Raw genomic sequence first — 22,981 nt, forward strand, 5'->3', positions numbered from 1 at the left:
CCGCCGCTCACTCCGGCCGGTTCCGCGGCCCGTCCGCCGGTCAGCCGCGCCGGGGCCGGGCCGCGAGGAACGCCGTGGAGCGGCGCAGCCGGAAGCCCAGCGACTCGTACAGCCGGATGGCACCCGTGCTCCGGGCGCTCGTGTGCAGGAACGGCGTCTCGCCGCGCTCGCGGATGCCGTGTGCGACCGCGCGGATCAGCCGGGTCGCGAGGCCCTCGCCGCGGACGGCGGGGTCGGTGCAGACCGCGCTGATCTCGGTCCAGCCCGGCGGGTGCAGCCGCTCCCCCGCCATGGCGACCAGCGCTCCGCCCCGGCGGATGCCGAGGTAGGTGCCGAGTTCGACGGTGCGCGGCAGGAACGGCCCGGGCCGGGTGCGGGCCACGAGGTCGAGCATCTCGGGTACGTCCGCCGGCCCGAGGCGGACCGCCTCCGCGTCCGGCGCTGCGGCGAGGCCGTCGTCCACGAGCTGCACCCCGTCCACCCGAAACGTGATCTCCCAGGCGTCCGGCACCTCACCGCAGTATCCCGCCAGCGGGATCTCCGCGCCGGGACCGGCCAGCTCGGCCACATCGGCCCAGTCCCGTGCGTCCGGTTCGTCGGGCAGCGCCAGCCACGGAGAGACGTCGACGGGATAGCGCAGCACCCGGCCCCGGCGCTCGGCGAAGTGAGCGTGCGGGCCGGTCAGCGAGGCGAGGGCGGGGTTGTCGAGGACGTGCGGGGCGTCGTCGGCGGCCGGGTCGCCGACGCCCGGACCGGTTATGAGGCTCATCCGGTGACCTCGATCACGATCTTGCCGAGGGTGTGCCCCTCCTCGACCGCGCGCAGCGCCTGACCGGCCCGCTCCAGCGGAAAGGTGCGCGTGACGTGCGCCTTCAGCAGGCCGCGCACGGCGAGGTCGGCCACCGCGTCCAGGACGGCGGCGGTGCGGGCCCGCTGGACGCGGTCGCCGCCCAGCGCGGCGACGGCCTCGGGGGGAGAGCCGGCGGTGACCAGTTTGCTCCGGTCCTTCAGCACCTCGGCGGCCTCACCGAGCACCGGGCCGCCCACCAGGTCGTACACCCCGTCGATGCCGTCCGGCGCGGCGGCCCGCACCCGCTCGGCCAGTTCGGGCCCGGAAGGCACGTGCACGGCGCCGAGCGACTCCACGAAGTCCTTCTTGCCCTCGCTCGCCACGCCCACGACCCGCAGCCCGAAGGCGCGGGCGATCTGCACGGCGGCGCTGCCCACGCCGCCGCCCGCCCCCGTCACCAGCAGCGTAGAGCCCCCGGGGAGGCCCAGCTGGCGGACACCGTCGTAGGCGGTGGCGGCGGCGACCGGGAAGGTGGCCGCGTCACGGAAGGACAGTGCGGCGGGCTTGTGGGCGCTCACCCCGGCGGTCAGCAGGGCGAACTCGGCGTAGCCGCCGTGGGCGGTGCTGCCGAACACCTCGTCGCCGGCGGCGAAGCCCGTGACCCCGGCGCCGACCTCCTCCACGACGCCGGCGGCCTCGCTGCCGAAGACCGTGGGAAACCCGCCCTCGCCCGCGGCGGAGCGGACGCGGCCCTGGCGCAGCTTCCAGTCGACCGGGTTCACTCCCGCCGCGCGGACCGCGATCAGGATCTCGCCGGGACCCGGTCTCGGCCGGTCCAGTTCGATCAGCGCCTCGGTCTCCGCTCCACCGTGCCGCGTGTAGACGTACGCCTTGGGCATGCTCTTCCTCGCTTCTCTCGCGCTGTCACCGGTGTACCGGTGCCGGCATCGTGCGCAAAGGAGAAGCGCCGCGGAGTCGTTCCCCTGGTCCGAAAGAGAGCGTACGGCCGCGCGGGCGCGGTCGGTGACCAGGGGCGGAGCACTCGGAGCGACAGCGTACGGTTGAAGGATGAATGTCACGCGAGGCTTCACGGGCCGCCCGCGCGTCCACAACCCCGGGTTGCCGCCCGGGCAGTACGACGCGGGCGAGGACTGGCCCGTCCTGTCCGCCGAGGTCACCCCCGACCTCGCGCCGTCCGACTGGTCCTTCCGGATCGACGGCCTGGTCGAGCGGCCGCGCACCTGGGACTGGGACACGGCACACGCGCTGCCGGCGTCGGCGTACGACGGCGACATCCACTGCGTGACCGGCTGGTCGAAGTTCGGCGTGCGCTTCGGCGGTGTCTCGCTGGACGCGTTCTTCCAGGTGGCGCGGCCCCGTGTGTCCGCCACCCATGTGATCGCCCGCTCCCACACCGGCTACACCACCAATCTGCCGCTCGCCGACCTCACCGACGGGCGGGCCTGGATCGTCTGGGAGTACGACGGCGAGCCTCTGCCGGCCGAGCACGGCGGCCCGGCGCGGCTGCTGGTGCCCCACCTCTACTTCTGGAAGAGCGCCAAGTGGATCGCGGGCCTCACGCTCCTCGACCACGACGAGCCGGGCTTCTGGGAGGCCAACGGCTACCACGAGCGCGGCAACCCCTGGGAGGAGCAGCGGTACTCCGGTGACTGACACGGCAACGACGAACGCAGCCACCGACGCCACGAGCGCGGAAGGCAACACCCACGCCGGTCTCCCGGCGAAAGACATCCGCACCGCGGGCCCGGAACCGAGAGCCGCCACCACGGCCCCGGAGCCGACGGTGCCGGACGCACTCCCGGAACCGGGACCGACGGTCCTTGCCGCGCCGCTGGAACCGTCCACTCACGCCGCCCTCCCGCACACGAACCCCCGCGCCGACGCTCCGGACACGGCGACTCCCGCTCCAGGCGCGGCCCCCCTCCCCTCCGCCTCCCCCGCTCCGGTCGCTCCCGCCGCAGCCCCCGCAGCCCCCGCAGGCGGACCCGCCGGTCGTGCCGGGCGGTTCGCGGTGCCCGGGCGGATCGCGGTGAGCGAGCAGGTGGCGGCGGTGTGGCAGACCGCCACGCTGACGGAGATCCGGCGCGAGACGCCGCACGCGGCCACCTTCCGGCTGGCGGTGCCGCGTTGGGCGGGACATCTGCCCGGCCAGCACCTGTTGCTGCGGCTGACCGCGGCGGACGGCTACGCGGCGCAGCGCCACTACTCGATCGCGTCGGCGCCGGACGACTCCGGGCACGTCGAGCTGACCTTGGACCACGTGCCGGACGGCGAGGTCTCCGGCTGGTTCCACACCGTCGCCCGCCCCGGTGACACGGTGGAGGTCCGCGGGCCGCTGAGCGGGTTCTTCGCCTGGCCGGGCGACCGGCCCGCGCTGCTGCTGGGCGCGGGTTCGGGGATCGTCCCGCTGATGTCGATGCTGCGGCACCACCGGCGGCGCGGTCTCACGGTCCCGCTGCGCATGCTGGTGTCCGCGCGCAGCCCCGAGGAGCTGATCTACGCGGCCGAGCTGGGCGCGGAGACGACGCCGGTGTTCACCCGCAGCGCCCCGCAGGGTGTACCGGTGGGACGTCTTGCGGCCGCACATGTGGCGCCGCTCCTGGCCACGCGGCCTCCCGGGGGCTGGGAGGCCTATGTGTGCGGGTCCAACGGGTTCGCCGAGCACGCGTCCCGGCTGCTGGTCGCGGCGGGCCAGCCGGTGGACCGGATCCGCATCGAGCGCTTCGGCTGATCCACCCGGGTCGCGTGCCGGGGCCGGTCGCGCGAGTGCGGGGCGCATGGCGCGTTCCGAGCTCCATATGGGCTTGAACTCGCGGTTCGCGGCGTGAGCGAGGTGCTCCGTACGGGGTACGAGACGGGTGTGGACGCTCGTGCGCGTGAGCGGCGGGGGTGCGACGGGTCCGTGGCCCGGCCTCCCCGGCGCTCCGGCCCCGGCGGTGCGAGGAGGTGGACATGCGTACCGGGCTGCGTGGTTGGCGTTGGCAGCGCAATCCGCTCAGGCGCCGCTCGGATGTCGTGGAGGCGTGGACGGTGCTGATCGTCGCCGTCCTGCTGTTCGTCGTCACGCCTCTGGTCGGCGTGGCCGCGGGCCTGCGCGCGCATGACGCGGCCCGGAGTCTCGCCGCCTCCCAGCGGGCCGAGCGCCACGAGGTGAGCGCGCAGGTGATCGGTGACCCGCCCGAGCGGCTGTCCTCCGAGCAGGTCGGCCGGGCGCGCCCGTACCGCGCCGAGGTCCGCTGGAGCGAGCCGGGCAAGGCGGCCCGTACGGCCTGGGTCCGGGTGCCGGCGGGGACCCGGACCGGGGACACGGTCTCCGTGTGGTTCGACGCCCGGGGCCGCGGTGTCGCGCCGCCGCCGGACGACGCGGCCGTCCTGCAGCACGCGGTGATGGCCGGGCTGTGCGCCGCGGCTGGTACGGCGGCCGTGGTGCTCCTCGGGCACGCCGTCGAGCGCAGGATCGCCCTGCGCCACCGGCTCGCGGAGTGGGAGCGTGAGTGGGCGCGGACCGGACCGAGGTGGACCCAGCCCCGGACATGACGAGCAGGTGAGGGGCCGCTCGAGGAAGCGGACGCTTCCTGGTCAGTGCTCGGTCACCCACGTACGGTGGGCCGACGCGGTCTCCGTTCACCAAGGCGGTTGCAGATGGCCCTGTTCGACCTCCCTCTCGACGAACTCCGTGCGCACCGAAGCGAGTCCACCGAACCCGAGGACTTCGACGCGTTCTGGGCCAAGACGCTCGAGGAGGCCCGCGAGCACCCGCTGGACGCCCGCTTCGAGCCGGTGGACACGGGGCTGTCGACGGTCCAGGTGTACGACGTGACGTTCGCCGGGTTCGGCGGCCACCCGGTCAAGGGCTGGTTGCGGCTGCCGGCCGCGGCCGGCGAACCGCTGCCGCTGGTCGTGGAGTTCATCGGCTACGGCGGCGGGCGCGGGCTGCCGCACGAGCATCTGCTCTGGGCGTCGACGGGCCGGGCGCACTTCGTGATGGACACCCGCGGCCAGGGCAGCACCTGGGGCGGCGGGGGCGGCACGGCGGACCCGGTGGGCGCGGCGCCGGCGTACCCCGGATTCATGACGCGCGGCATAGACGCACCGGAGAACTACTACTACCGCCGGGTGTTCACGGACGCCGTACGCGCCGTGGAGGCCGCCCGCTCGCACCCGCTGACCGACGCGGCGCGGACCGTGGCGCTCGGCGCCAGCCAGGGCGGCGGCATCACGCTGGCGGTCGGCGGCCTGGTCCCGGACCTGGTCGCGGTGGCGCCGGACCTGCCGTTCCTGTGCGACTTCCCGCGCGCCACGATTCTGACGGACCGTCACCCGTACCGCGAGATAGGCCTGTTCCTCAAGACGCATCGCGGCCGCTCGGCGCAGGTGCTGCGCACACTGTCGTACTTCGACGGGGTGCACTTCGCGGCGCGCGGCCGGGCCCCTGCACTGTTCTCGGTGGCACTGGAGGACCAGACCTGCCCCCCGTCGACCGTGTACGCGGCGTTCAACGCCTGGACGCACCAGGACAAGGCGATCGAGGTCTACGACTTCAACGACCACGAGGGCGGCGGCCCCTTCCACGAGGCGGAGAAGGTGCGCTGGCTGCGGTCGTACGCCTGAGGCGACGGGGGACGTGAGGGCACTTCCCTCCAGTCCGACCAGTCGGTACGTTCGGTGCAGCCGGGTCGCGGCGTCGCGGCCTTAAGTTCCGCCGACGACGGAGGTCCCATGTCCGCGCACGAGACTCAGGTCCACGGCCACTGCGACACGCGTTTCGCTGCGGTGCGGGAGGCGTTCGAGGAGAACTTCCGGGAGCGGGGCGAGCTGGGTGCCGCGGTGGCGGTGACCGTCGACGGCACGACCGTGCTGGACCTGTGGGGCGGCTGGGCGGACGCGGCCGGCACCCGGCCGTGGGAGCGGGACACGCTGGTCAACGTGTGGTCGACCACCAAGGGCCCGGTGGCCCTCTGCGCACATCTCCTCGCCGACCGGGGGCTGCTGGACTTCGACGCACCCGTGGCCGCGTACTGGCCCGAGTTCGCGGCGGCCGGCAAGGACAAGGTGCTCGTACGGCATCTGCTGTCGCACCGGGCCGGGCTGTCCGGGCTGCGGGAGCCGCACTCCCTGGCGGACCTATACGACTGGGAGCTGACGACCGCCCGGCTGGCGGCGGCGGAGCCCTGGTGGGAGCCGGGCACCCGGTCGGGGTATCACGCGCTGACCTACGGCCACCTGGTCGGCGAGGTGATCCGGCGGGTCTCCGGGATCCGGCCGGGCGCCTTCCTGGCACGGGAGGTGACCGGGCCGCTGGAAGCCGACTTCACCATCGGGCTGCCGGCGAAGGAGGCGTCCCGGGCGGCGGAGCTGGTGCACCCGCCGGCCGCCTCGAGGAGTGGGCAGGCGGCGGTCTTCAGCCAGTTGGCACCGGCCGCGCTGGCGGCCCTGACGAATCCGGTGGTCGGCGCGGCCGAGGCGAACACACCGCAGTGGCGGGCGGCCGAGATCCCCGCGGCGAACGGGCACGGGACCGCCCGCGCGGTCGCGGCCCTGTACGGCGTCCTCGCCGGCCGCGGTTCCCACGGCGGGCGCCGCCTGCTGTCGCCCGAGGCGGCGGAGCGGGCGCGAGAGGGCCAGGGCAGTTGCCGCGATCTGGTGCTGGGCGCGGGCTTCGACGGCGAGACCGAGGCGGGGCTCGGTCTGTGGCTGAGCGGTCCGCAGGGGTCGTACGGACCGAACCCACGGGCTTTCGGTCATGACGGGTTCGGCGGTTCGTGCGGGCTCGCCGACCCGGAGGCCGGCGTGTCGCTGGGGTACGTGATGAACCGGATGGGGCCGCGGATCGCCGACGACCCCCGGAAGACGGCACTGATCGAAGCCCTGTACAGCGCCCTGTGAGTGCGGGGAACGCGCGGGTGGGTTTCGGCCGAACCCACGGGCCGCTCTTCCCTTGTGGTTTAGACCAATGCTAATTGTGGTCGCGCAACGAGCCCGCACGACTACAACTTGTCACCACAGGAGGGCGCGGCATGGCCCGCACCACCACCCCGCACGAACCCGACCGGAGCGACCACCCCGACCGGAGCGACCACCACGACCCGAGCGACGACCGGCCCCTGTACGGACGGATCGCGGCACTGCTGCTCGACGAGCTGCGTGACGGCACCGTTCCGCCGGGCGAACGACTCCCGGGAGAACGGCACCTGGCGGCGCACTTCGGCGTCAGCCGGGAGACCGTCCGGCAGGCGCTGGAGCTGCTGCGGCGCAGCGGTCTGGTCGCCACCGACCGCAGGGGCAGCCATGCCACGCTGCCCGCCCGGCCGGTCCAGGCACAGGGCGCCTGGGCCTTTCCGCTGGGCGTCCGCTCGGCGGACCCCACAGCGGTGGACCGGGCCACGGTGACCTGGGAGACTCCACCACCGGAGCACGCGCGGGCGCTGGGGCTGGCTCCGCAGCGGCCGACGCTGGTGCACCGTTACCGGTCGGCGACGCCCGACGGCCGGTCGCTGCGGACGGCGGTGACGTCGTTCTCGGCGGTGGCGCTGGCAGAGGTCGCGGAGCTGGCCCGCTACCGGAACCGGGCCGACGGCAGCACGCCGGCGCAGCTGCGCCGGGCCTACGACTGGATGCGCAAGGCCGGCCTGTCCCTGCACCACCGCGACTCCATCACTCAGGTGGACGGTGGCCACTCGGTGCGGGTGACCCGGCGGGTGCACGACCAGTACGCCCGGCCGCTGGAGATCACCGATCTGGTGGTGGACGCCGAACGGGACGCGCTGGTCTACGAGTTCATGCTGCCCGCTGCCGCCGGCTGAGGCCGCCGGGCCACCACCAGCCGGGCCCGTGGGCTGCCGTCGCCGCGGCGCCCGAACTCGGGCAGGGCCTGCAGGTCGACGCCGAACCCGGCGCGGTGCAGTTCCCGCAGCACGTCACCGAGCCGGAAGGCCCGGTAGTACATCACGAACGGCGGCCGCCAGAGGGCGTTGCGCACCCGCATCACCGCGTCGAAGCCGAGCAGCATCCAGAAGCCGGCCCGGCTCGGAGGGGGCGGGGCGAGCACCGGGAAGGCGAACCGGCCGCCCGGCCGCAGGACGGAGTGGACCTGGGCGAACAGTCCCGGCAGTTCGCGCGGCAGGAAGTGGCCGAAGGCGCCGAAGGAGACGACGAGATCGAAGGCGGCCGTGAACGGCAGGGCGCGGGCGTCGCCACGCACCCAGGCGACCTCGGGCCCGTCGGCGGGCCGCACCCGGTGCCGGGCCGTGTCGAGCATGCCCGCGCTGAAGTCGACTCCGGTCACGCTCCGGCGGCACAGCCCGGTCAGCGCCGCGGCGCCCGCGCCGGTGCCGCAGCACAGGTCGAGCCCGTCCTCGAACGGCCCGAGGGGGGCCAGTGCCCTCGCCGTGGACCGAAGCACCTCGTCGGGGGTCCGGAAGGGGGTGTGGTCGAACTTCGGGGCGAGCAGATCGTAGCCGTGCTCGACGGACGACAGCGCCTGCACGGCGAGTTCACGCAGGCCGGGACCTTCGGGACCGAACATCTTCTCAGCCTAGGGCCACTCGCCGCGTCAGCACCGCGAGAACCCGCTCGCACCAGCGCAGGTTCTCCTCCTCGAAGGCGATTCCGGCCATGAGAGTGAGGTAGGGGCCGATGCGTTCGGCGGTGCCCAGGTACTCCTCCTCGGTCCGGCCGGCCAGGAGGCGGTCGCGGACCCGCCGGTAGCGGTCGAGTTTTCCGCTCGCCCAGCCCCTGCGCTCCTCGATCAGGGCGCGGGTGACCTCCGGGTCGCCGCCGTCCATCGCCTGGATCTTGATGAGGAGTTCGTCGCGGATGGCTGTGGGCCGTTTCGGCGGCTCGGCGGCGAACGCGTCCAGCTCGGCCCGGCCGGCGTCGGTGAGCGTGAACATCCGCTTGTTCGGCCGCCGTTCCTGCTGCACCGTCCGGGCCCGGACGAGCCCGTCCTGCGCCAGCCGGTCCAGTTCCCGGTAGAGCTGCTGCGGGGTGGCGGGCCAGAAGTTCGCGAGCGAGACGTCGAACGACTTCGACAGCTCGTAGCCCGAGGCCTCGCCCTCCAGCAGGGCGGCGAGGACGGCGTACTTGAGCGACATGTGGACAGGTTAACAGCCGTTGATTAATCTCATCCGCACCTATTCAATTAATTGAGGTGATCCGATGCACGCGTTCCGCGCGGCGGTCGAGGCCGGGGACATCGACGCCGTCGAGGCGCTGCTGGCCGAGGACGTCGTCTTCACCAGCCCGGTCGTCTTCAAGCCGTATCCCGGCAAGGCGATCACCGCGGCGATCCTGCGCGCGGTCTCCCAGGTCTTCGAGGACTTCCGGTACGTCCGCGAGATCGGCGAGCCGGACGCGCCCGATCACGCGCTGGTCTTCACCGCCCGGGTGGGCGAACGCGAGCTGACCGGCTGCGACTTCCTGCATGTGAACGAGGACGGCCTGATCGACGAGCTGATGGTCATGGTCCGCCCGCTCTCCGGCGCGCACGCCCTGGCCGAAGCCATGGGCGCGCGCTTCGACGACATCGTGAAGGAGGCGGAGGCGCGCTCGGCGTGAGCGCGCCCGAGGCCGGGGCGTCAGGCGACCGCGGGCGTCACGGCCGTCGTCCGGCGCTCAGCCCCTGCGCCGCCCCGGCGTGGCCCCGCCGTCCGTCTCCGTCGGGCCGTCGGCGTCACCGAACGCGGCCGGGCTCTCTCGCGGACCGCCGGGGGCACCGGCGGGTGTGAGCCTGACCGGCAGGGTGCGCACGCTGTTGCCGACGAAACCCGCGTGCGGGGCGAGGTCGGCCTCGGCCACGGCGAGGTCGAGGGCCGGGAAGCGGGTGAACAGCCGCTCCAGCGCGATGCCCGCCTCCAGCCGGGCCAGCGGCGCGCCGAGGCAGTAGTGCGCGCCGTGCCCGAGGGAGAGATGGCGTGGGGCGCCGGGCCGGGCGGGCCGGGTGACGTCGAAGCGGTCGGCGTCGGGGCCGTGGGCGGCCGGGTCGCGGCCCGCGGCGGAATAGCCGGCGAGCACAGGGGTGCCGGCGGGTATGTGCGTGCCTGCGACGGTCAGGTCGCGGACCGGGTAGCGGAACGGGAAGTAGCTGACCGGTGCGTCCCAGCGCAGTGTCTCCTCCACGACGTCGGCCCAGCTCGCCCTGCCCGCGCGCACCAGGTCGAGCTGGTCCCGGTGGGCGCACAGTGCACGGACGGCGTTGGTGATCAGGTTGAGCGTGGTCTCGTGCCCGGCGACGATCATCAGCAGGAGCGTGCCGATCAGTTCCTGGTCGCCGAGCCGGTCGCCGCCCTCGTCCCGGGCGGCGATGAGCGCGCTGGTGAGGTCGTCGGCGGGCGCGGCAGCCTTGGCCTCCGCGATCTCGCCGAGGAGCGCGAGGAGTTCGCGGTTGGCGGCGATGGCCTCGGCGGGCCCGATGCCGGTGGCGACGACCTGGCTGCTGAGGTGGTGCAGCCGGTCCCGGAACTCCGCGTCCACGCCGAGGAGTTCGCAGATGACCGCCATCGGCAGGGGCAGGGCGAAGTGCCGCCGTAGGTCGGCGACGCCGTCGGCTGCGGCGGCACGGGAGAGGCCGTCCAGGAGCGTGGCGGTCAACTGCTCGATCCGGGGACGCAGTTCCTCCACACGGCGGGGGGTGAAGGCCCGGCTGGTCAGGGACCGCAGCCGCCGGTGGTCCGCGCCGTCGGCGGTGGTCATGCCCCGGACCGTGGCGAAGGTGAGCAGCGGCCAGCCCGCGGGGATCCGGCCCTCCCGCAGGTCCGTGAAGTGGCGAGCGTCCTTGGCGACTTCCGGATGCTGAAGGAACTCCTTCAGCGCCTCGTGCCCGAGTACGGCCGCTCCCGGGACCCCGCCGGGCAGTTCCACCGGGACCACCGCACCCCCGGCCAGCAGCCGCGCGTTGAGGGAATGGGGGCAGCCCCCTGCGGGGTCCAGACGGTGCGGGGTCCGGGCGGGAGGGGTCTGCACGGGTTCTTCTCCTCGGAGTCGGGCGGAGGCGACGTGGTCCCGGGGCGGGAACAGACGTGGACGGCATCATGTTGACGCAACCGAGCACACGGGTATAGTGCGATCAGCGCGTGTGTGTGTCCCGTTCTCCGGACGCCGGCGCCGCTCATCTCTCCATCAGCCTCTCGGCCGAGGCTTCCGACCGGCCGGGGCTTCTTCTCCACAGCACCTCGTGACCTGGGCGTTCCCGTCGTACCCGAGGTGCCGTTCCCGCCGCGCACGAGGCAGCTGTCAGCGCCTCCCGCTCGCGGCCTCTCCCCCCTTCCCACGCTCTTGTCCCGTCCCTGAAAGGACCACCCACCATGACCACCACACTCGAACACCCGCCCACGGTCCGGCAGGCACCGGCCGTCCGGCTCGTCACCGGTGTCCTCGACATCGACGCTCACGGGAAGGGCCGGCTGCGCACCGCGAGCCTCCTGCCCTCCCCCGCCGATCCCCTGGTCCCGCCGGCCCTGATCCGGCGCCACGGACTGCGCAGGGGCGACCTCGTCGAAGGTGTCCACGGCGACCAGCGCACCCTGACCGAGGTCACGCGCATCGACGGCCGCGACCCGGCAGAGCTGCGCGGCCGGCGCCACTTCCGCGACCTCACCCCGCTCCATCCGCACGACCGCATCCGCCTCGAACACCCCGCATCCGGGTTGGCGGGCCGCGTCGCCGATCTCTTCGCGCCGGTCGGCAAGGGGCAGCGCGGCCTCGTCGTGGCACCGCCGAAGAGCGGCAAGACGGTGCTGCTCCAGCAGCTCGCCGCGGCCGTGGCCGGGAACCACCCCGAGTGCCGGCTGATGGTCCTGCTGCTGGACGAGCGCCCCGAGGAGGTCACCGAGATGCGCCGTTCCGTGCGGGGGGAGGTGTACGCCTCCACCTTCGACCGGACGCCGAAGGATCACATCGCCCTCGCCGAGCTCGTCGTCGAGCGGGCCAAGCGCCTGGTCGAGGCCGGGGCGGACGTCGTGATCCTGCTGGACTCGCTGACCCGCCTGTGCCGGGCACACAACAACGCCTCCGCGGCCGGCGGCCGCACCCTGAGCGGTGGCGTCGACGCGGGCGCGCTGCTCGGCCCCAAGCGGTTCTTCGGCGCCGCCCGTCAGGCGGAGGAGGGCGGCTCGCTGACCATCCTCGCCACCGCTCTGGTGGACACCGGCTCCCGGGCCGACGGCTACTTCTTCGAGGAGCTGAAGAGCACCGGCAACATGGAGCTGCGTCTGGACCGCGAAGCGGCCGCCCGGCGCCTCTTCCCCGCCGTCGACCTCGATGCCACCGGCACCCGCCGCGAGGAACTCCTCCTCACTCCAGGAGAGTTGGCGGCCACACACGGTCTGCGCCGCGTGCTGCGCTCCCGTGAGGGCGGCCCGTCCGGACTGGAGACCCTGTTGGAGCGGCTGCGGGCCACCCCGGACAACGCGGCGTTCCTGCGGCAGATCCGGCCCACGCTGCCGGCCGGCTGACAGGACGGCGGGGTCCGGCGTCCGGGTTGCTCCTGTACGCCGAACGGCCCTCGCAGCGCGAGCGATGGCGGCTCTCTCCATACGTTGACCCTATGATCACAGGATTTTCTCATCGGGCGGCGGTGTCGGTCTGCTCCCTGTGCGTGGCGAGCGTGCTGGCATTCGCACCGGCCGCCTCCGCGGGACCCCGTGCCGGGGCGCCCGCCCCGCCCGCCCCCGGGACCACGATGCCCGAACCGTCCCTGCTCTACCGCTCCGGCACCCAGGTCCGGCCGCTCCGGGGCGCACCCGAGGTCCCGGCGGTCTCGGCGCTGTCCTGGCTGGTCGCCGACGCCGGCAGCGGGGCGGTGCTGGCCGCGGGCGACGCGCACCGCAAGCTGCCGCCCGCGAGCACCCTGAAGACGCTGTTCGCCGTCACCGTGATGCCGTCCCTGCCCGCCAGGATGACGCACACCGTGCGGGACGAGGAGCTGGAGGACATCGGCCCGGGCAGCAGCCTCGTCGGTGTCGAGGGGGGCCTCTCGTACAAGGTGGCCGACCTGTGGCGCGGTGTCTTCCTCAGCTCCGGCAACGACGCCGTGCACGTACTCGCCGCGCTCAACGGCGGCTGGAAGACGACGACGGCGCGGATGCAGGCCAAGGCACGCACGCTCGGCGCCCTGGACACCCATGTCGTCTCGCCCGACGGCTACGACGCCGACGGCCAGGTGTCCTCCGCCTACGACCTCGCGGTCTTCGGGCGGGAAGGGCTGCGCAACCCCGACTTCGCGCGCTACTGCTCCACCGCCGAGGCGTACTTCCCCGGTGACGGCTCGTCGTACGGCATCCGGAACACCAACCGGCTGCTGACCGGTGCGGACGGCGTGAAGAAGTACCCGGGACTGATCGGCATCAAGAACGGCTACACCAGTAAAGCGGGCAACACCCTCGTGGCCGCGGCCCGCCGGGGCGGGCGCACCCTCGTGGTCACCGTGATGAACCCTCAGGCCGGCGGCGGGTTCACGGTGTACCAGGAAGCGCGCGAGCTGCTCGACTGGGGCTTCGCGGCGGCCGGGCGGGTGGATCCGGTCGGCTCGCTGGACGGGTTGCGCGTCAAGCCCCGGCAGCCGTCGGTGACCGCACCGGTGGCCGCCGCGGCGTCGCCGGCGGACGGCTCCGGCTGGCCGGACGCCGCCGCCGTCGCGGGGTTCGCGGGGCTCGGTGCGGGAGCCGTCGCGCTGACGCTGACGCTGCGTGCCAGGGGCAGCCGGGCCCGCCGCGGCTGACCCGTCGGCAGACCCAGCAGCAGACCCAGCGTGACCCAGGTGTAGGTGTTGCTGCCGAGGAATCCGCCGATGCCGGAGGCGTCGTCGAACCACAGCCAGACCACGCTCGTGCACAGCACCGCGAACAGGGCACCCGCGATGCGCCGGTGCCCGGCGCGCAGCAGCACGGCGAAGCAGGGCAGCAGCCACACCAGGTGGTGCACCCAGGTGATGGGGCTGACCAGGCAGGCCGCCGCCCCGGTCAGCGCGAAGGCCGCGGTCCAGTCGCCGGCCGTGACCGCCTTGCGGGTCCGCCACGCCCAGACGCACAGGGTCAGCAGCACGGCCGTCGCCCACAGCGGGCGGCCCGGCTCGCCGAGGCGGGCGAGTACGCCCTGGAGCGACTGGTTCGACACATAGTCGAGCCGTCCCACCCGGCCGGTGTCCCACAGCGCCTCGGTCCAGTAGAAGCGGGACGCCCGCGGGTCCGCCCAGGCGGCCAGCGCGGTCGCCGCGCCGGCGACGGCCGTCGCGACGCCGGCCGCCCGGCGCCGCCCGGCCAGCAGCAGCAGCCCGATGAACAGGGCGGGTGTGAGCTTCACGGCGGCGGCGAGTCCGATGCCGGCGCCCGCCCACCGCTCCCGGCCGGTGGCGAGCAGCAGGCAGTCGCCGAGGACGAGGGCCAGAAGCACCAGGTTGACCTGGCCGAAGCTGAAGGTGTCCCGCAGCGGCTCGAACAGCGCGAGCAGGCACAGGCACAGCGACCAGCGGTACCAGCCGTGCCGGCGCCAGTCCGGCCCGGCCAGGATCCGCACAACCGCCGCCAGCGCGGCCAGGTTGACCACCAGTGAGGCCACGATCGCCGAGTTCCTGCCCAGCAGGGCCAGCGGCAGCATGGCGACCGCGGCGAACGGCGGATAGGTGAAGCCGTACGAGGTGCCCGGCACCCGGTAGTCGTAGATCCGGCCGCCGTGATGCGTCCAGGTGTGCACGGTCCCGTAGTAGACGCGCAGGTCGAAGAAGCCGCGCAACAGCGGCACGGTGGCGGTGAAGAGCGTCACGGCGGTGACGAGGGCGAGCACGAGCAGCACCCGGCCGCGGTCCGTACGGGGTCGCAGCGGGCCGCTCACGCCATGCGTCCCGTTGCCGGGGACTGGGCCGCCTGGTGGGCCTGCCACAGGACGACCACGCCGAGCACCCCGCCGGAGACGGCGAGCACCAGCTGGCCGGCATCGGCCGGCCCGCCGCTCGGCAGTACGGCGAGGGCGAGCACGCCCGCCAGGGCCGCGCCCCGGTGCCGTACCGAGGTGTCGGGGGCGGCGGCGGCGATGAGGAACAGGCCCCACAGCACGTACCAGGGGCGGATCGCCGGGCCGAACACGGCGATCGTCAGCAGGCTGAGACCGAGCGCGTACACCGGTCTGACGCGTAGCCGGAGCCATATCAGCGCCACGGCGACGGCGGTGGCCGCGAGGCCCAGCAGATGCCAGGCCGGCACGGCCAGCGGGGCCAGACCGCTGCCGAGGTGTTCCAGCAGCGCGCCGGTGGCCCGGCCGAGCAGACTGGTCAGGGCCCAGTTGTGCGGGGAGACGGGGGTTTCCAGGGCCCCGATCCAGCCATAGCCGGTGCCGGCGACGGCCGTGGCGGCGACCGTCGTCACGGCGGAGGCGGCCGCCGCGGTCACAGCGGCCGGCAGCGGGCGCCGGCCGGAACGGACCTGGAGGGCCACGACCGCCGGCAGGCCGAGCGCGGCCGGTGCCTTGACCAGGGCGGCCAGGGTGACGAGGACGGCTCCCAGCACCCCGTCGGCCGGCCGTTCCCCGCGTGCGGCGACCAGGCCGAGCCCGAGCAGGCCGAGCATCAGGGCGTCGTTGTGGGCGCCCGCGACCAGGTGCAGCAGGACGAGCGGATTGAGCGCGCCGAGCCAGAGGGCGGCGGCCGGGTCGGCGCCGCTGTGCCGGGCGAGGCGGGGCAGTGCCACCGCCATGAGGGCCACGCCGAGCAGGGCAACCAGCCGCATCCCGAGCAGGCCCGCGGGCAGCTGGCCGCGGGTCAGGCCGGACAGCGCGGATGCGAGGGCGAGGAAGGCGGGGCCGTAGGGGGCGCCGGTGTGCTGCCACATCGGGGCGACCTCGTCGGCGAGCGGACCGCCGAGCTGGGCGGGACCGTGGGCGTAGACGTCCATGTGGGCGTCGACCATGGCGCCCTGGGCGAGGTAGCTGTAGACGTCCCGGCTGAACAGCGGCGGTGCGAGCAGCAGCGGGGCCGTCCACACGGCGAGCACCAGCAGCAGGGCGCGCGGGGTGGGTGGCTGCGGGCCGCGCACGAGCCGGCCTAGGAGCACCCAGGCCGCTATCAGCAGGACCACACCGAAGTACACCCCGACGAGGCCGAGCGCCGCCTGCACCGAGGCAGGGGCCAGGAGATCCTGCACGGGCAGGGCGCCGGCCGTCTCACCGCCCAGCGCGAGAAAGGCGGTACCGGCCAGTCCGAGCACCTGGCAGCGGCGGAGATCGACGGGGAATGCCATGGCCAACACTGATTCAGCGTGTCAACGCCGGGTGGCCGGAAGGCGACGGTAGCCCTGCCGGGCGGGGGCCGACGCGTGACCGGTACGTGGTGTGTTCCGGTCGGATTGCCGCTGCCGGTCCGTTCCGGCCGGTCGCGCGGTTCGCCGCGCCTCCGGGTCGGTTGTTCCTCCCCGCGCCGGAGAGTGACCCCCTTCAGAACACCGAAAGGCCCGTCAGTGTCGTGAAACGGTCCAGGGCCGCCACCCCCGCCACCGAGTTGCCGCGTTCGTCCAGGCCCGGGCTCCACACGCACAGCGTGCACCGGCCCGGCACGACCGCGATGATTCCGCCGCCGACCCCGCTCTTGCCGGGCAGCCCCACGCGGTAGGCGAAGTCCCCGGCCGCGTCGTACGTCCCGCAGGTCAGCATCACCGCATTGACCTGTTTGGCCTGGCTGCGGGTGAGCAGCCGGCTGCCGTCGGCGCGGATGCCGTGCCGGGCGAGGAAGCCGGTGGCGAGGGCCAGGTCGGCGCAGGAGGCGCTGACGGAACACTGCCGGAAGTACTGGTCGAGCAGGGTCGGCACGTCGTTGTCGATGTTGCCGTAGGACGCCATGAAGTGGGCGAGCGCGGCGTTGCGGTCGCCGTGGGCGGTCTCGGAGGCGGCGACCTCCTTGTCGAAGTCCAGGCAGGCGTTGCCGCTCTCGGCGCGCAGGAAGGCCAGCAGCTCGCCGGCCGCGTCTCCGGTACGGGTCTGCAGGCGGTCGGTGACGACGAGGGCGCCCGCGTTGATGAAAGGATTCCGCGGGATGCCGTTCTCGTACTCCAGCTGCACCAGGGAGTTGAAGGGGTTGCCGGACGGCTCGCGGCCCACGTGCTCCCAGAGTTCGTCGCCCTCGCGGGCCAGGTCCAGCGCCAGGGTGAAGACCTTGGTGATGGACTGTGCGGAGAACGGCTCGCGCCACGCCCCCACCCCGTACACGGTGCCGTCCAGCTCGGCGACGGCCATGCCGAAGCGGCGGGGATCGCAGGCGGCGAGGGCCGGGATGTAGTCGGCGGGACGGCCGCGGCCGGGCGTGCGCTCCATCTCCTCGGCGATGCGCTCCAGGACCGGCAGGAAGGTGTGGGACGACGTCGTTGTCATGATCACCATTGTGCCTCCGGACCGGCCGTGGAGCCTCGTCGCGCGTGGGGACGTCCGCCCGTCACCCCAGGTCAGGCGGCGGGCGCCCCACTTCCGGCGACGACCTCGGGGCGGAGCAGGCCGGCCAGCCTCTCGGCCGGCAGGAGGCCCTTCTCCAGGACCAGTTCCGCCACACCCCGGCCGGTGGCCAGCGCCTCCTTGGCGATCTCCGTGGCGGCCGTGTACCCGATGTGCGGGTTGAGGGCGGTGACCAGACCGATGGAGTTCTCGACGGTGGCGCGCAGCCGCTCGGTGTTGGCGGTGATGCCGGACACACAGCGCTCGGCCAGCGTGACGCACGCGTTGCGGAGGTGGGTGACGGACTCCGACAGCGAGTGCAGGATGACCGGCTCGAAGGCGTTGAGCTGCAGCTGTCCGGCCTCGGCGGCCATGGTGATGGCGACGTCGTTGCCGATGACCTCGAACGCGACCTGGTTGACCACCTCGGGGATCACCGGGTTGACCTTGCCCGGCATGATGGACGAACCGGCCTGCACCGGCGGCAGGTTGATCTCCCCGAGGCCGGCCCGCGGCCCCGAGGACAGCAGTCGAAGGTCGTTGCAGCTCTTGGACAGCTTGACGGCGATCCGCTTGAGCACGCCGGAGACCTGGACGAAGGCGCCGCAGTCCTGGGTGGCCTCGACCAGGTTGGCGGCGGTGACCAGCGGCAGACCGGTGATCTCGGACAGGTGGCGGCGGGCGGCCTCGGCGTATCCCGCGGGTGCGTTGAGGCCGGTGCCGATGGCGGTGGCACCCAGGTTGATCTCATGGATCAACTCGACGGCCTCGGCGAGGCGGCTGCGGTCCTCCTCGATCATGACGGCGAATGCGGAGAACTCCTGACCGAGCGTCATCGGCACGGCGTCCTGCAACTGCGTACGGCCCATCTTGAGCACGTCACGGAACTCGACGGCCTTGCGCGCGAACGCGTCCTGCAGCACAGCCATGGCCCTGAGCAGACCGCGCACCGCGAACACCGTCGCCGTCTTGACGGCGGTCGGGTAGACGTCATTGGTCGACTGACCGAGGTTGACGTCCTCGTTGGGGTGAAGATACGCGTACTCGCCCTTGGCGTGACCGAGCAGTTCGAGAGCCCGGTTGGCGACGACCTCGTTGGCGTTCATGTTCGTCGACGTGCCGGCGCCGCCCTGGATGACGTCGACGACGAACTGGTCGTGCAGCTTGCCCGACCGGATCTCCCGGCAGGCGGCGACGATCGCACGCGCCTTCGTGGGCGCCAGCAGGCCGAGCTCCTCGTTGGCGAGAGCGGCGGCCTCCTTCACGGCGGCCAGGGCGTCGATGAGGTGCGGGTAGGCGGAGATCGGAGTGCCGGTGATGGGGAAGTTCTCCGTCGCCCGCAGGGTGTGCACACCCCAGTAGGCGTCGGCGGGTATGTCACGGTCGCCGAGCAGATCGTGTTCGCTGCGGGTGGTGGCGGCGGTCATGAGGGTACGGTCCTCTTTCTGAGGGGCTGGGGGGAGGAAGGGGCGCGGGGAACTGCGCGACCGGCCACGGACGATCCGCAGACCGGCGACGACGCGCAGGCCCCACCGGTTATGCGGCGAACTACGCGCAGGCAGTGAACGGAACCGGATCCAGCGCACGCACAGCCCGTACGCACCCGACCGGCTCCCCGCCACCCAACAGGGGCTCCCCCGTGAACTCGGTCAGCAGCCCGGGATCGACGCCCGCACGGGCAAGCGCGGCCGCAGCCACCGGAACCCGCGCCCGGTTCGCCCCGTCGGCGATCTTGACCGCGATGGCCCGGCCGTCCGGCAGGGCGGCGGCCTGCACGCCCTCGAAGCCGTCCTTCGCGAGCAGCCCGGGCACGGCCCGCATCAGCGCGGCGACGTCACGCCCCGCTCCGGAAGCCATCTCGGCGTGCGCGCGCATCGCGTCGGCGACCTTCGCCTCGGGCGTGCCGGGGGCTGCGGAGGTGATCCGGGACAGGGCGCGGGCCAGGCCGTGCAGGGAGATGGAGAACAGCGGCGCGCCGCAGCCGTCCGCCGTGACCCGGGCGATCCGCTGACCGGTCAGGTCCTCGACGATCTCCGCGATCGCCTGCTGGAGCGGGTGCTTCGGGTCGAGGTAGTCCTGCACGGACCAGCCGTTGAGCTTGGCGGTCCACAGCATGGCCGCGTGCTTGCCGGAGCAGTTCTGGGCGAGCCTGGAGGGCGTCCGGCCCTCACGGACCCACGCGTCCCGGACGGCCGGGTCGTACGGCATGTCGGGGACGTTGCGCAGGTCCTCCTCGGCGAGTCCGGCGAGTTCGAGGATGCGCCGGGTGCCGGCGAGGTGGCGCTCCTCGCCGGAGTGGCTGGCGGCGGCCAGCGACAGCAGTGCGCCGTCGAGCGGCAGCCCGGCCCGCACCATGGCCACGGCCTGGAGGGGCTTGACGGCCGAGCGCGGGTAGAAGGCGGCTTCGATGTCGCCGAGCTGGAACTCCACCTTGCCGTCGGCGCCGAGGACGACGACGGAGCCGTAGTGGACGCCCTCGACGACCCCGGCGCGGACGAGGTGGGCGACGGGAGCGTGGAGGGGTTCGCGGACGACGGGTGCGTCGGCGGGGAAACTGCTGTACATCACTGCCTGCATCGATGGGTCGGGGTCGCCCGGTACGCGGGTCACGCGTCGGCGCCGGTGGAGGTGCGGGACATCCGGCCGCGGATGCCGTACCAGCCCGCGACCAGGATTGCGACGATGAGCGGCAGACAGAGCACGGTGGTGCGTCCGGCGCCGCCGTCGGCGTACATGAGGACCAGGACGGAGGCGAGGAACGCCAGCGTCGCGACTTCGGTCCAGGGGGAGCCCGGCAGCCGGTACGACGGCCGGGTCAGCTCGCCCTTCTGGGTCTTCCGCCAGAAGAACAGGTGACAGATCATGATCATGCCCCAGGTCGCGAGGATGCCGATCGCCGCGAAGTTGAGGACGATCTCGAACGCGTCGGCGGGGACGACGTAGTTGAGGCCCACGCCGAGGACACAGATACCGCTGGTGAGCAGGATTCCGCCGTACGGGACCTGGCTGCGGCTCATCCGCCCGGTGAACTTCGGGGCCGAGCCGCTCATCGCCATGGAACGCAGGATGCGGCCGGTGGAGTACAGGCCGGAGTTGAGGGACGACATGGCGGCGGTCAGCACGACCAGGTTCATCACGTCGCCGGCGGCGGGCACGCCGATGTGGGAAAGGACCGTCACGAAGGGGCTCTCGGCGGCGCTGTAATCGTTCCAGGGCATCAGCATCGAGAGCAGGACGACGGAGCCGACGTAGAACAGGCCCACGCGCCACATGATCGAGTTGATCGCCTTCGGCATGATCTTCTCGGGGTTCTCGGTCTCGCCGGCGGCCACGCCGACCAGTTCGACGGAGGCGTAGGCGAACACGACGCCCTGGATGATCAGCAGCATCGGCAGCAGGCCGTTGGGGAAGACGCCGCCGTTGTCCGTGATCAGGGACGGGCCGGGGTGGTGGCCGTCGACCGGGTGCTGGGTGACCAGCAGGAAGATGCCGATGCACAGGAAGACGACCAGCGCGGAGACCTTGACGATCGCGAACCAGAACTCCAGTTCGCCGAAGATCTTCACCGAGATGAGGTTCACGGTCAGCACGACGGCGAGCGCCGCCAGCGCGATCACCCACTGCGGGACGTCGGAGAACATGCCCCAGTAGTGGGTGTAGGTGGCGACGGCCGTGATGTCGGCGATGCCGGTGGTCGCCCAGTTCAGGAAGTACATCCAGCCCGCGGTGTAGGCGCCCTTCTCCCCGAGGAACTCCCGGGCGTACGACACGAAGGCACCGGAGGACGGCCGGTACAGGACGAGTTCGCCGAGGGCGCGGACGACCAGGAAGGCGAAGACGCCGCAGAGCGCGTACGCGATGAAGAGGGAGGGCCCGGCGTCGGCGAGCCGGCCGCCCGCGCCGAGGAAGAGGCCGGTGCCTATGGCTCCGCCGATGGCGATCATGTTGACGTGCCGGTGCTTCAGGCCTTTGCTGTAGCCGGCGTCTCCGGCGTCGACATGGCCGGACGAGGGGCGCGTCTCGTCTTTGAGGTGCTGCTCGCTCACGCCTCGGGTCCGCCTTCCGTGGGGAGGTCGTCCGTCCGCTGGGGGCGCACGATGTCGGTGAGGGTCGTCTCGACGCGGTCCAGGTGGTGGCTCATGGCCTGGACGGCGTCGTGTTCGGAACCGTCGATCAGCGCCTCGACGATCGCCCGGTGCTCGCGGTTGGACTGCTCGCGGCGCCCGCCCAGTTCGTTGAGGAAGGCCGACTGACGCGCCAGTGCGTCGCGGATCTCCTCGATGACCCGGCGGAAGACCGGGTTCTGGGCGGCCTCGGCCACGGCGAGGTGGAAGAGGGTGTCCATCGCGACCCACGCCGTGGTGTCCGTCTCCCGCTCCATGCGGTCGAGCAGGTGGGCCAGGTGGTCCAGGTTCTCCGGGGTGCGGCGCACGGCCGCGTATCCGGCGACGGGGATCTCGACGTGCCGGCGCACCTCGAGCAGGTCGCTGGCCGCGTAGTCGCCGAAGGTGGGGTCCTCGACGGCGTTCGCGACGACGAAGGTGCCCTTGCCGGTCCGGGAGACCGTCAGCCCCATCGTCTGCAGCGCGCGCAGCGCCTCGCGCAGCACGGGGCGGGACACCTCGAGGGTGCGGCACAGTTCCGCCTCGGAGGGGAGCTTGTCACCGATGGCGTACCGGCCGCTTTCGATGGCGCCGCGGAGGTGGCCGAGGACGGCTTCCATGGCGCTCACGCGCCGGGGGCCCAGGCCACCTGTCTGGCTGTCTGACAGGTTCACGGGAGCGATCCTCCGGGTTGTGGGCAGGGGCTGTCAAGGCGCCCCGTGAGAAACATGCACGGGGTGCGGCGCCCGAATACAGGCATCCGCACCCCGTGGGTGATCAGGACAGGTCGGTCAGGCGGTGAGCGTGCCCGTGGCGAGCAGGCCGAGCACGCCGGCACCGATGAGGATCCGGTAGATCACGAAGGCGTTGAAGGAGTGCTTGGCGACGAACTTCAGCAGCCAGGCGATGGAGGCGTAGGCGACCACGAAGGACACGATGGTGCCGACGGCCAGCGGGGCCGCGCCCACGCCCGCACCGAGGGCGTCCTTCAGCTCGTAGATGCCCGCGCCGGTCAGCGCCGGGATGCCGAGGAAGAACGACAGGCGGGTCGCGGCGACGCGGTCGAGGTCCAGGATCAGCGCGGTGGACATGGTGGCGCCGGAGCGGGAGAAGCCGGGGAAGAGCAGGGCGAGGATCTGCGAGCAGCCGACCCACATGGCGTCCTTGAAGGAGGTGTCGTCCTCACCGCGCTTGTGGCGGCCCATCTGGTCGGCCGCCCACATGACGCCGGAGCCCACGATCAGCGAACCGGCCACCACCCACAGAGAGGCCAGCGGGCCGTCGATCAGCGGCTTGGCGGCAAGACCCACCAGCACGATCGGAACGGTGGCGGCGATGACCCACCAGGCGAACTTGTAGTCGTGGTGGTAGCGCTCCTCGCGGTTGGTCAGCCCGCGGAACCAGGCGGAGACGATCCGCTTGATGTCCTTGAAGAAGTACACGAGCACGGCGGCGATGGCACCGACCTGGATGACGGCCGAGAACCCGACCACTGACTTGTCGTCGACGGGGATGTCCATGAGTCCCTCGGCGATCTTGAGGTGACCCGTGGAGGACACCGGGAGGAACTCGGTCACCCCCTCGACTACTCCGAGGACTACGGCCTGACCGACGGAGATGGCGCTCATGGGATCCAGTTCTGAGGAGAGTTGGTCGACAGTGT

21 protein-coding genes and 1 pseudogene are annotated in these 22,981 nt (G+C 72.8%); 9 read left to right on the forward strand and 13 right to left on the reverse strand.

From position 1 onward, the window contains the following. Positions 1-40: 40 nt before the first annotated feature. Both ABZ919_RS18120 and ABZ919_RS18125 read right to left on the reverse strand, forming a co-directional pair. Entirely contained in the window at positions 41-769 is a 729-nt protein-coding gene (locus tag ABZ919_RS18120; RefSeq protein ID WP_361248501.1) for a GNAT family N-acetyltransferase, read from the reverse strand. Further along, on the reverse strand, positions 766-1,689 hold the full coding sequence (locus ABZ919_RS18125; RefSeq protein ID WP_361248503.1) for an NADP-dependent oxidoreductase: 924 nt from the start codon (positions 1,687-1,689) through the stop codon (positions 766-768). Before ABZ919_RS18125 ends, ABZ919_RS18120 begins: the two co-directional genes overlap by 4 nt. 169 nt (positions 1,690-1,858) lie before the next feature. Here ABZ919_RS18125 and ABZ919_RS18130 point away from each other — a divergent pair, with 169 nt between their 5' ends. The 6 genes from ABZ919_RS18130 to ABZ919_RS18155 all read left to right on the forward strand — a co-directional run bounded on the left by ABZ919_RS18130 (position 1,859) and on the right by ABZ919_RS18155 (position 7,614). Continuing rightward, on the forward strand, positions 1,859-2,464 hold the full coding sequence (locus ABZ919_RS18130) for a sulfite oxidase-like oxidoreductase (RefSeq protein WP_361248505.1): 606 nt from the start codon (positions 1,859-1,861) through the stop codon (positions 2,462-2,464). 358 nt (positions 2,465-2,822) lie between these two features. After that, positions 2,823-3,542 (forward strand): ferredoxin reductase, encoded by a 720-nt coding sequence (locus tag ABZ919_RS18135; RefSeq protein ID WP_361248752.1) that lies wholly within the window; start codon positions 2,823-2,825, stop codon positions 3,540-3,542. A 221-nt stretch (positions 3,543-3,763) separates the two neighbouring features. After that, a complete protein-coding gene (locus ABZ919_RS18140; RefSeq protein ID WP_361248507.1) occupies positions 3,764-4,348 on the forward strand; it encodes a hypothetical protein in 585 nt (194 codons plus the stop codon). Positions 4,349-4,453: 105 nt separating this feature from the next. Beyond that, positions 4,454-5,422, forward strand: a complete 969-nt coding sequence (locus ABZ919_RS18145; RefSeq protein WP_361248509.1) for an acetylxylan esterase — start codon at positions 4,454-4,456, stop codon at positions 5,420-5,422. Positions 5,423-5,530: 108 nt separating this feature from the next. Next, positions 5,531-6,697, forward strand: coding sequence for a serine hydrolase domain-containing protein (locus ABZ919_RS18150; RefSeq protein ID WP_361248510.1), 1,167 nt, complete (start codon positions 5,531-5,533; stop codon positions 6,695-6,697). Between the two features lie 131 nt (positions 6,698-6,828). Continuing rightward, positions 6,829-7,614 (forward strand): GntR family transcriptional regulator, encoded by a 786-nt coding sequence (locus ABZ919_RS18155; protein WP_361248512.1) that lies wholly within the window; start codon positions 6,829-6,831, stop codon positions 7,612-7,614. Here the strand turns inward: ABZ919_RS18155 and ABZ919_RS18160 are convergent. Further along, positions 7,581-8,336 (reverse strand): class I SAM-dependent methyltransferase, encoded by a 756-nt coding sequence (locus tag ABZ919_RS18160; protein WP_361248514.1) that lies wholly within the window; start codon positions 8,334-8,336, stop codon positions 7,581-7,583. The two genes, ABZ919_RS18155 and ABZ919_RS18160, sit on opposite strands and share 34 nt — an antisense overlap. Before the next feature lie 4 nt (positions 8,337-8,340). Continuing rightward, positions 8,341-8,904 carry a PadR family transcriptional regulator gene (locus ABZ919_RS18165; protein WP_361248516.1) on the reverse strand — a complete coding sequence of 188 codons (564 nt, stop codon included), beginning with the start codon at positions 8,902-8,904 and terminating at the stop codon, positions 8,341-8,343. A 64-nt stretch (positions 8,905-8,968) separates the two neighbouring features. Between ABZ919_RS18165 and ABZ919_RS18170 the strand changes: the two genes are divergently transcribed. Continuing rightward, positions 8,969-9,367 (forward strand): nuclear transport factor 2 family protein, encoded by a 399-nt coding sequence (locus ABZ919_RS18170; RefSeq protein ID WP_361248517.1) that lies wholly within the window; start codon positions 8,969-8,971, stop codon positions 9,365-9,367. A 57-nt stretch (positions 9,368-9,424) separates the two neighbouring features. Here ABZ919_RS18170 and ABZ919_RS18175 read toward each other — a convergent pair whose 3' ends face one another. Further along, on the reverse strand, positions 9,425-10,771 hold the full coding sequence (locus ABZ919_RS18175) for a cytochrome P450 (RefSeq protein WP_361248518.1): 1,347 nt from the start codon (positions 10,769-10,771) through the stop codon (positions 9,425-9,427). Positions 10,772-11,112: 341 nt separating this feature from the next. Between ABZ919_RS18175 and rho the strand changes: the two genes are divergently transcribed. Together rho and ABZ919_RS18185 are read left to right on the forward strand one after the other, a co-directional pair. Continuing rightward, positions 11,113-12,261, forward strand: a complete 1,149-nt coding sequence (gene rho / locus ABZ919_RS18180) for a transcription termination factor Rho (RefSeq protein WP_361248519.1) — start codon at positions 11,113-11,115, stop codon at positions 12,259-12,261. 227 nt (positions 12,262-12,488) lie between these two features. Continuing rightward, positions 12,489-13,232: pseudogene (locus ABZ919_RS18185) on the forward strand (D-alanyl-D-alanine carboxypeptidase); the annotation flags it as partial. An 11-nt stretch (positions 13,233-13,243) separates the two neighbouring features. Here ABZ919_RS18185 and ABZ919_RS18190 read toward each other — a convergent pair. From ABZ919_RS18190 to ABZ919_RS18225, 8 genes are all read right to left on the reverse strand, one after another. Then, positions 13,244-14,623, reverse strand: a complete 1,380-nt coding sequence (locus ABZ919_RS18190) for a glycosyltransferase 87 family protein (RefSeq protein ID WP_361248754.1) — start codon at positions 14,621-14,623, stop codon at positions 13,244-13,246. A gap of 8 nt (positions 14,624-14,631) precedes the next feature. Further along, the gene (gene mptB, locus ABZ919_RS18195; RefSeq protein WP_361248521.1) at positions 14,632-16,035 is read right to left on the reverse strand and encodes a polyprenol phosphomannose-dependent alpha 1,6 mannosyltransferase MptB; all 1,404 of its coding nucleotides are present in this window, start codon (positions 16,033-16,035) and stop codon (positions 14,632-14,634) included. A gap of 193 nt (positions 16,036-16,228) precedes the next feature. After that, on the reverse strand, positions 16,229-17,167 hold the full coding sequence (locus tag ABZ919_RS18200) for a glutaminase (protein ID WP_361248522.1): 939 nt from the start codon (positions 17,165-17,167) through the stop codon (positions 16,229-16,231). A gap of 62 nt (positions 17,168-17,229) precedes the next feature. Then, positions 17,230-18,642, reverse strand: a complete 1,413-nt coding sequence (aspA, locus tag ABZ919_RS18205) for an aspartate ammonia-lyase (RefSeq protein ID WP_361248524.1) — start codon at positions 18,640-18,642, stop codon at positions 17,230-17,232. Positions 18,643-18,763: 121 nt separating this feature from the next. After that, positions 18,764-19,780, reverse strand: a complete 1,017-nt coding sequence (locus tag ABZ919_RS18210) for an asparaginase (protein WP_361248525.1) — start codon at positions 19,778-19,780, stop codon at positions 18,764-18,766. A gap of 41 nt (positions 19,781-19,821) precedes the next feature. Continuing rightward, complete coding sequence (locus ABZ919_RS18215) at positions 19,822-21,261, reverse strand: amino acid permease (RefSeq protein ID WP_361248527.1); 1,440 nt, start codon at positions 21,259-21,261, stop codon at positions 19,822-19,824. Next, entirely contained in the window at positions 21,258-21,938 is a 681-nt protein-coding gene (locus ABZ919_RS18220; protein WP_361248756.1) for a FadR/GntR family transcriptional regulator, read from the reverse strand. The genes ABZ919_RS18215 and ABZ919_RS18220 overlap by 4 nt, the downstream gene beginning before the upstream one ends. 171 nt (positions 21,939-22,109) lie before the next feature. Continuing rightward, entirely contained in the window at positions 22,110-22,946 is an 837-nt protein-coding gene (locus ABZ919_RS18225; RefSeq protein ID WP_361248529.1) for an undecaprenyl-diphosphate phosphatase, read from the reverse strand. Positions 22,947-22,981 lie beyond the last annotated feature (35 nt).

Origin of the sequence: Streptomyces sp. NPDC046759, assembly GCF_040645475.1 — a bacterium.
Lineage (GTDB): Bacteria > Actinomycetota > Actinomycetes > Streptomycetales > Streptomycetaceae > Streptomyces.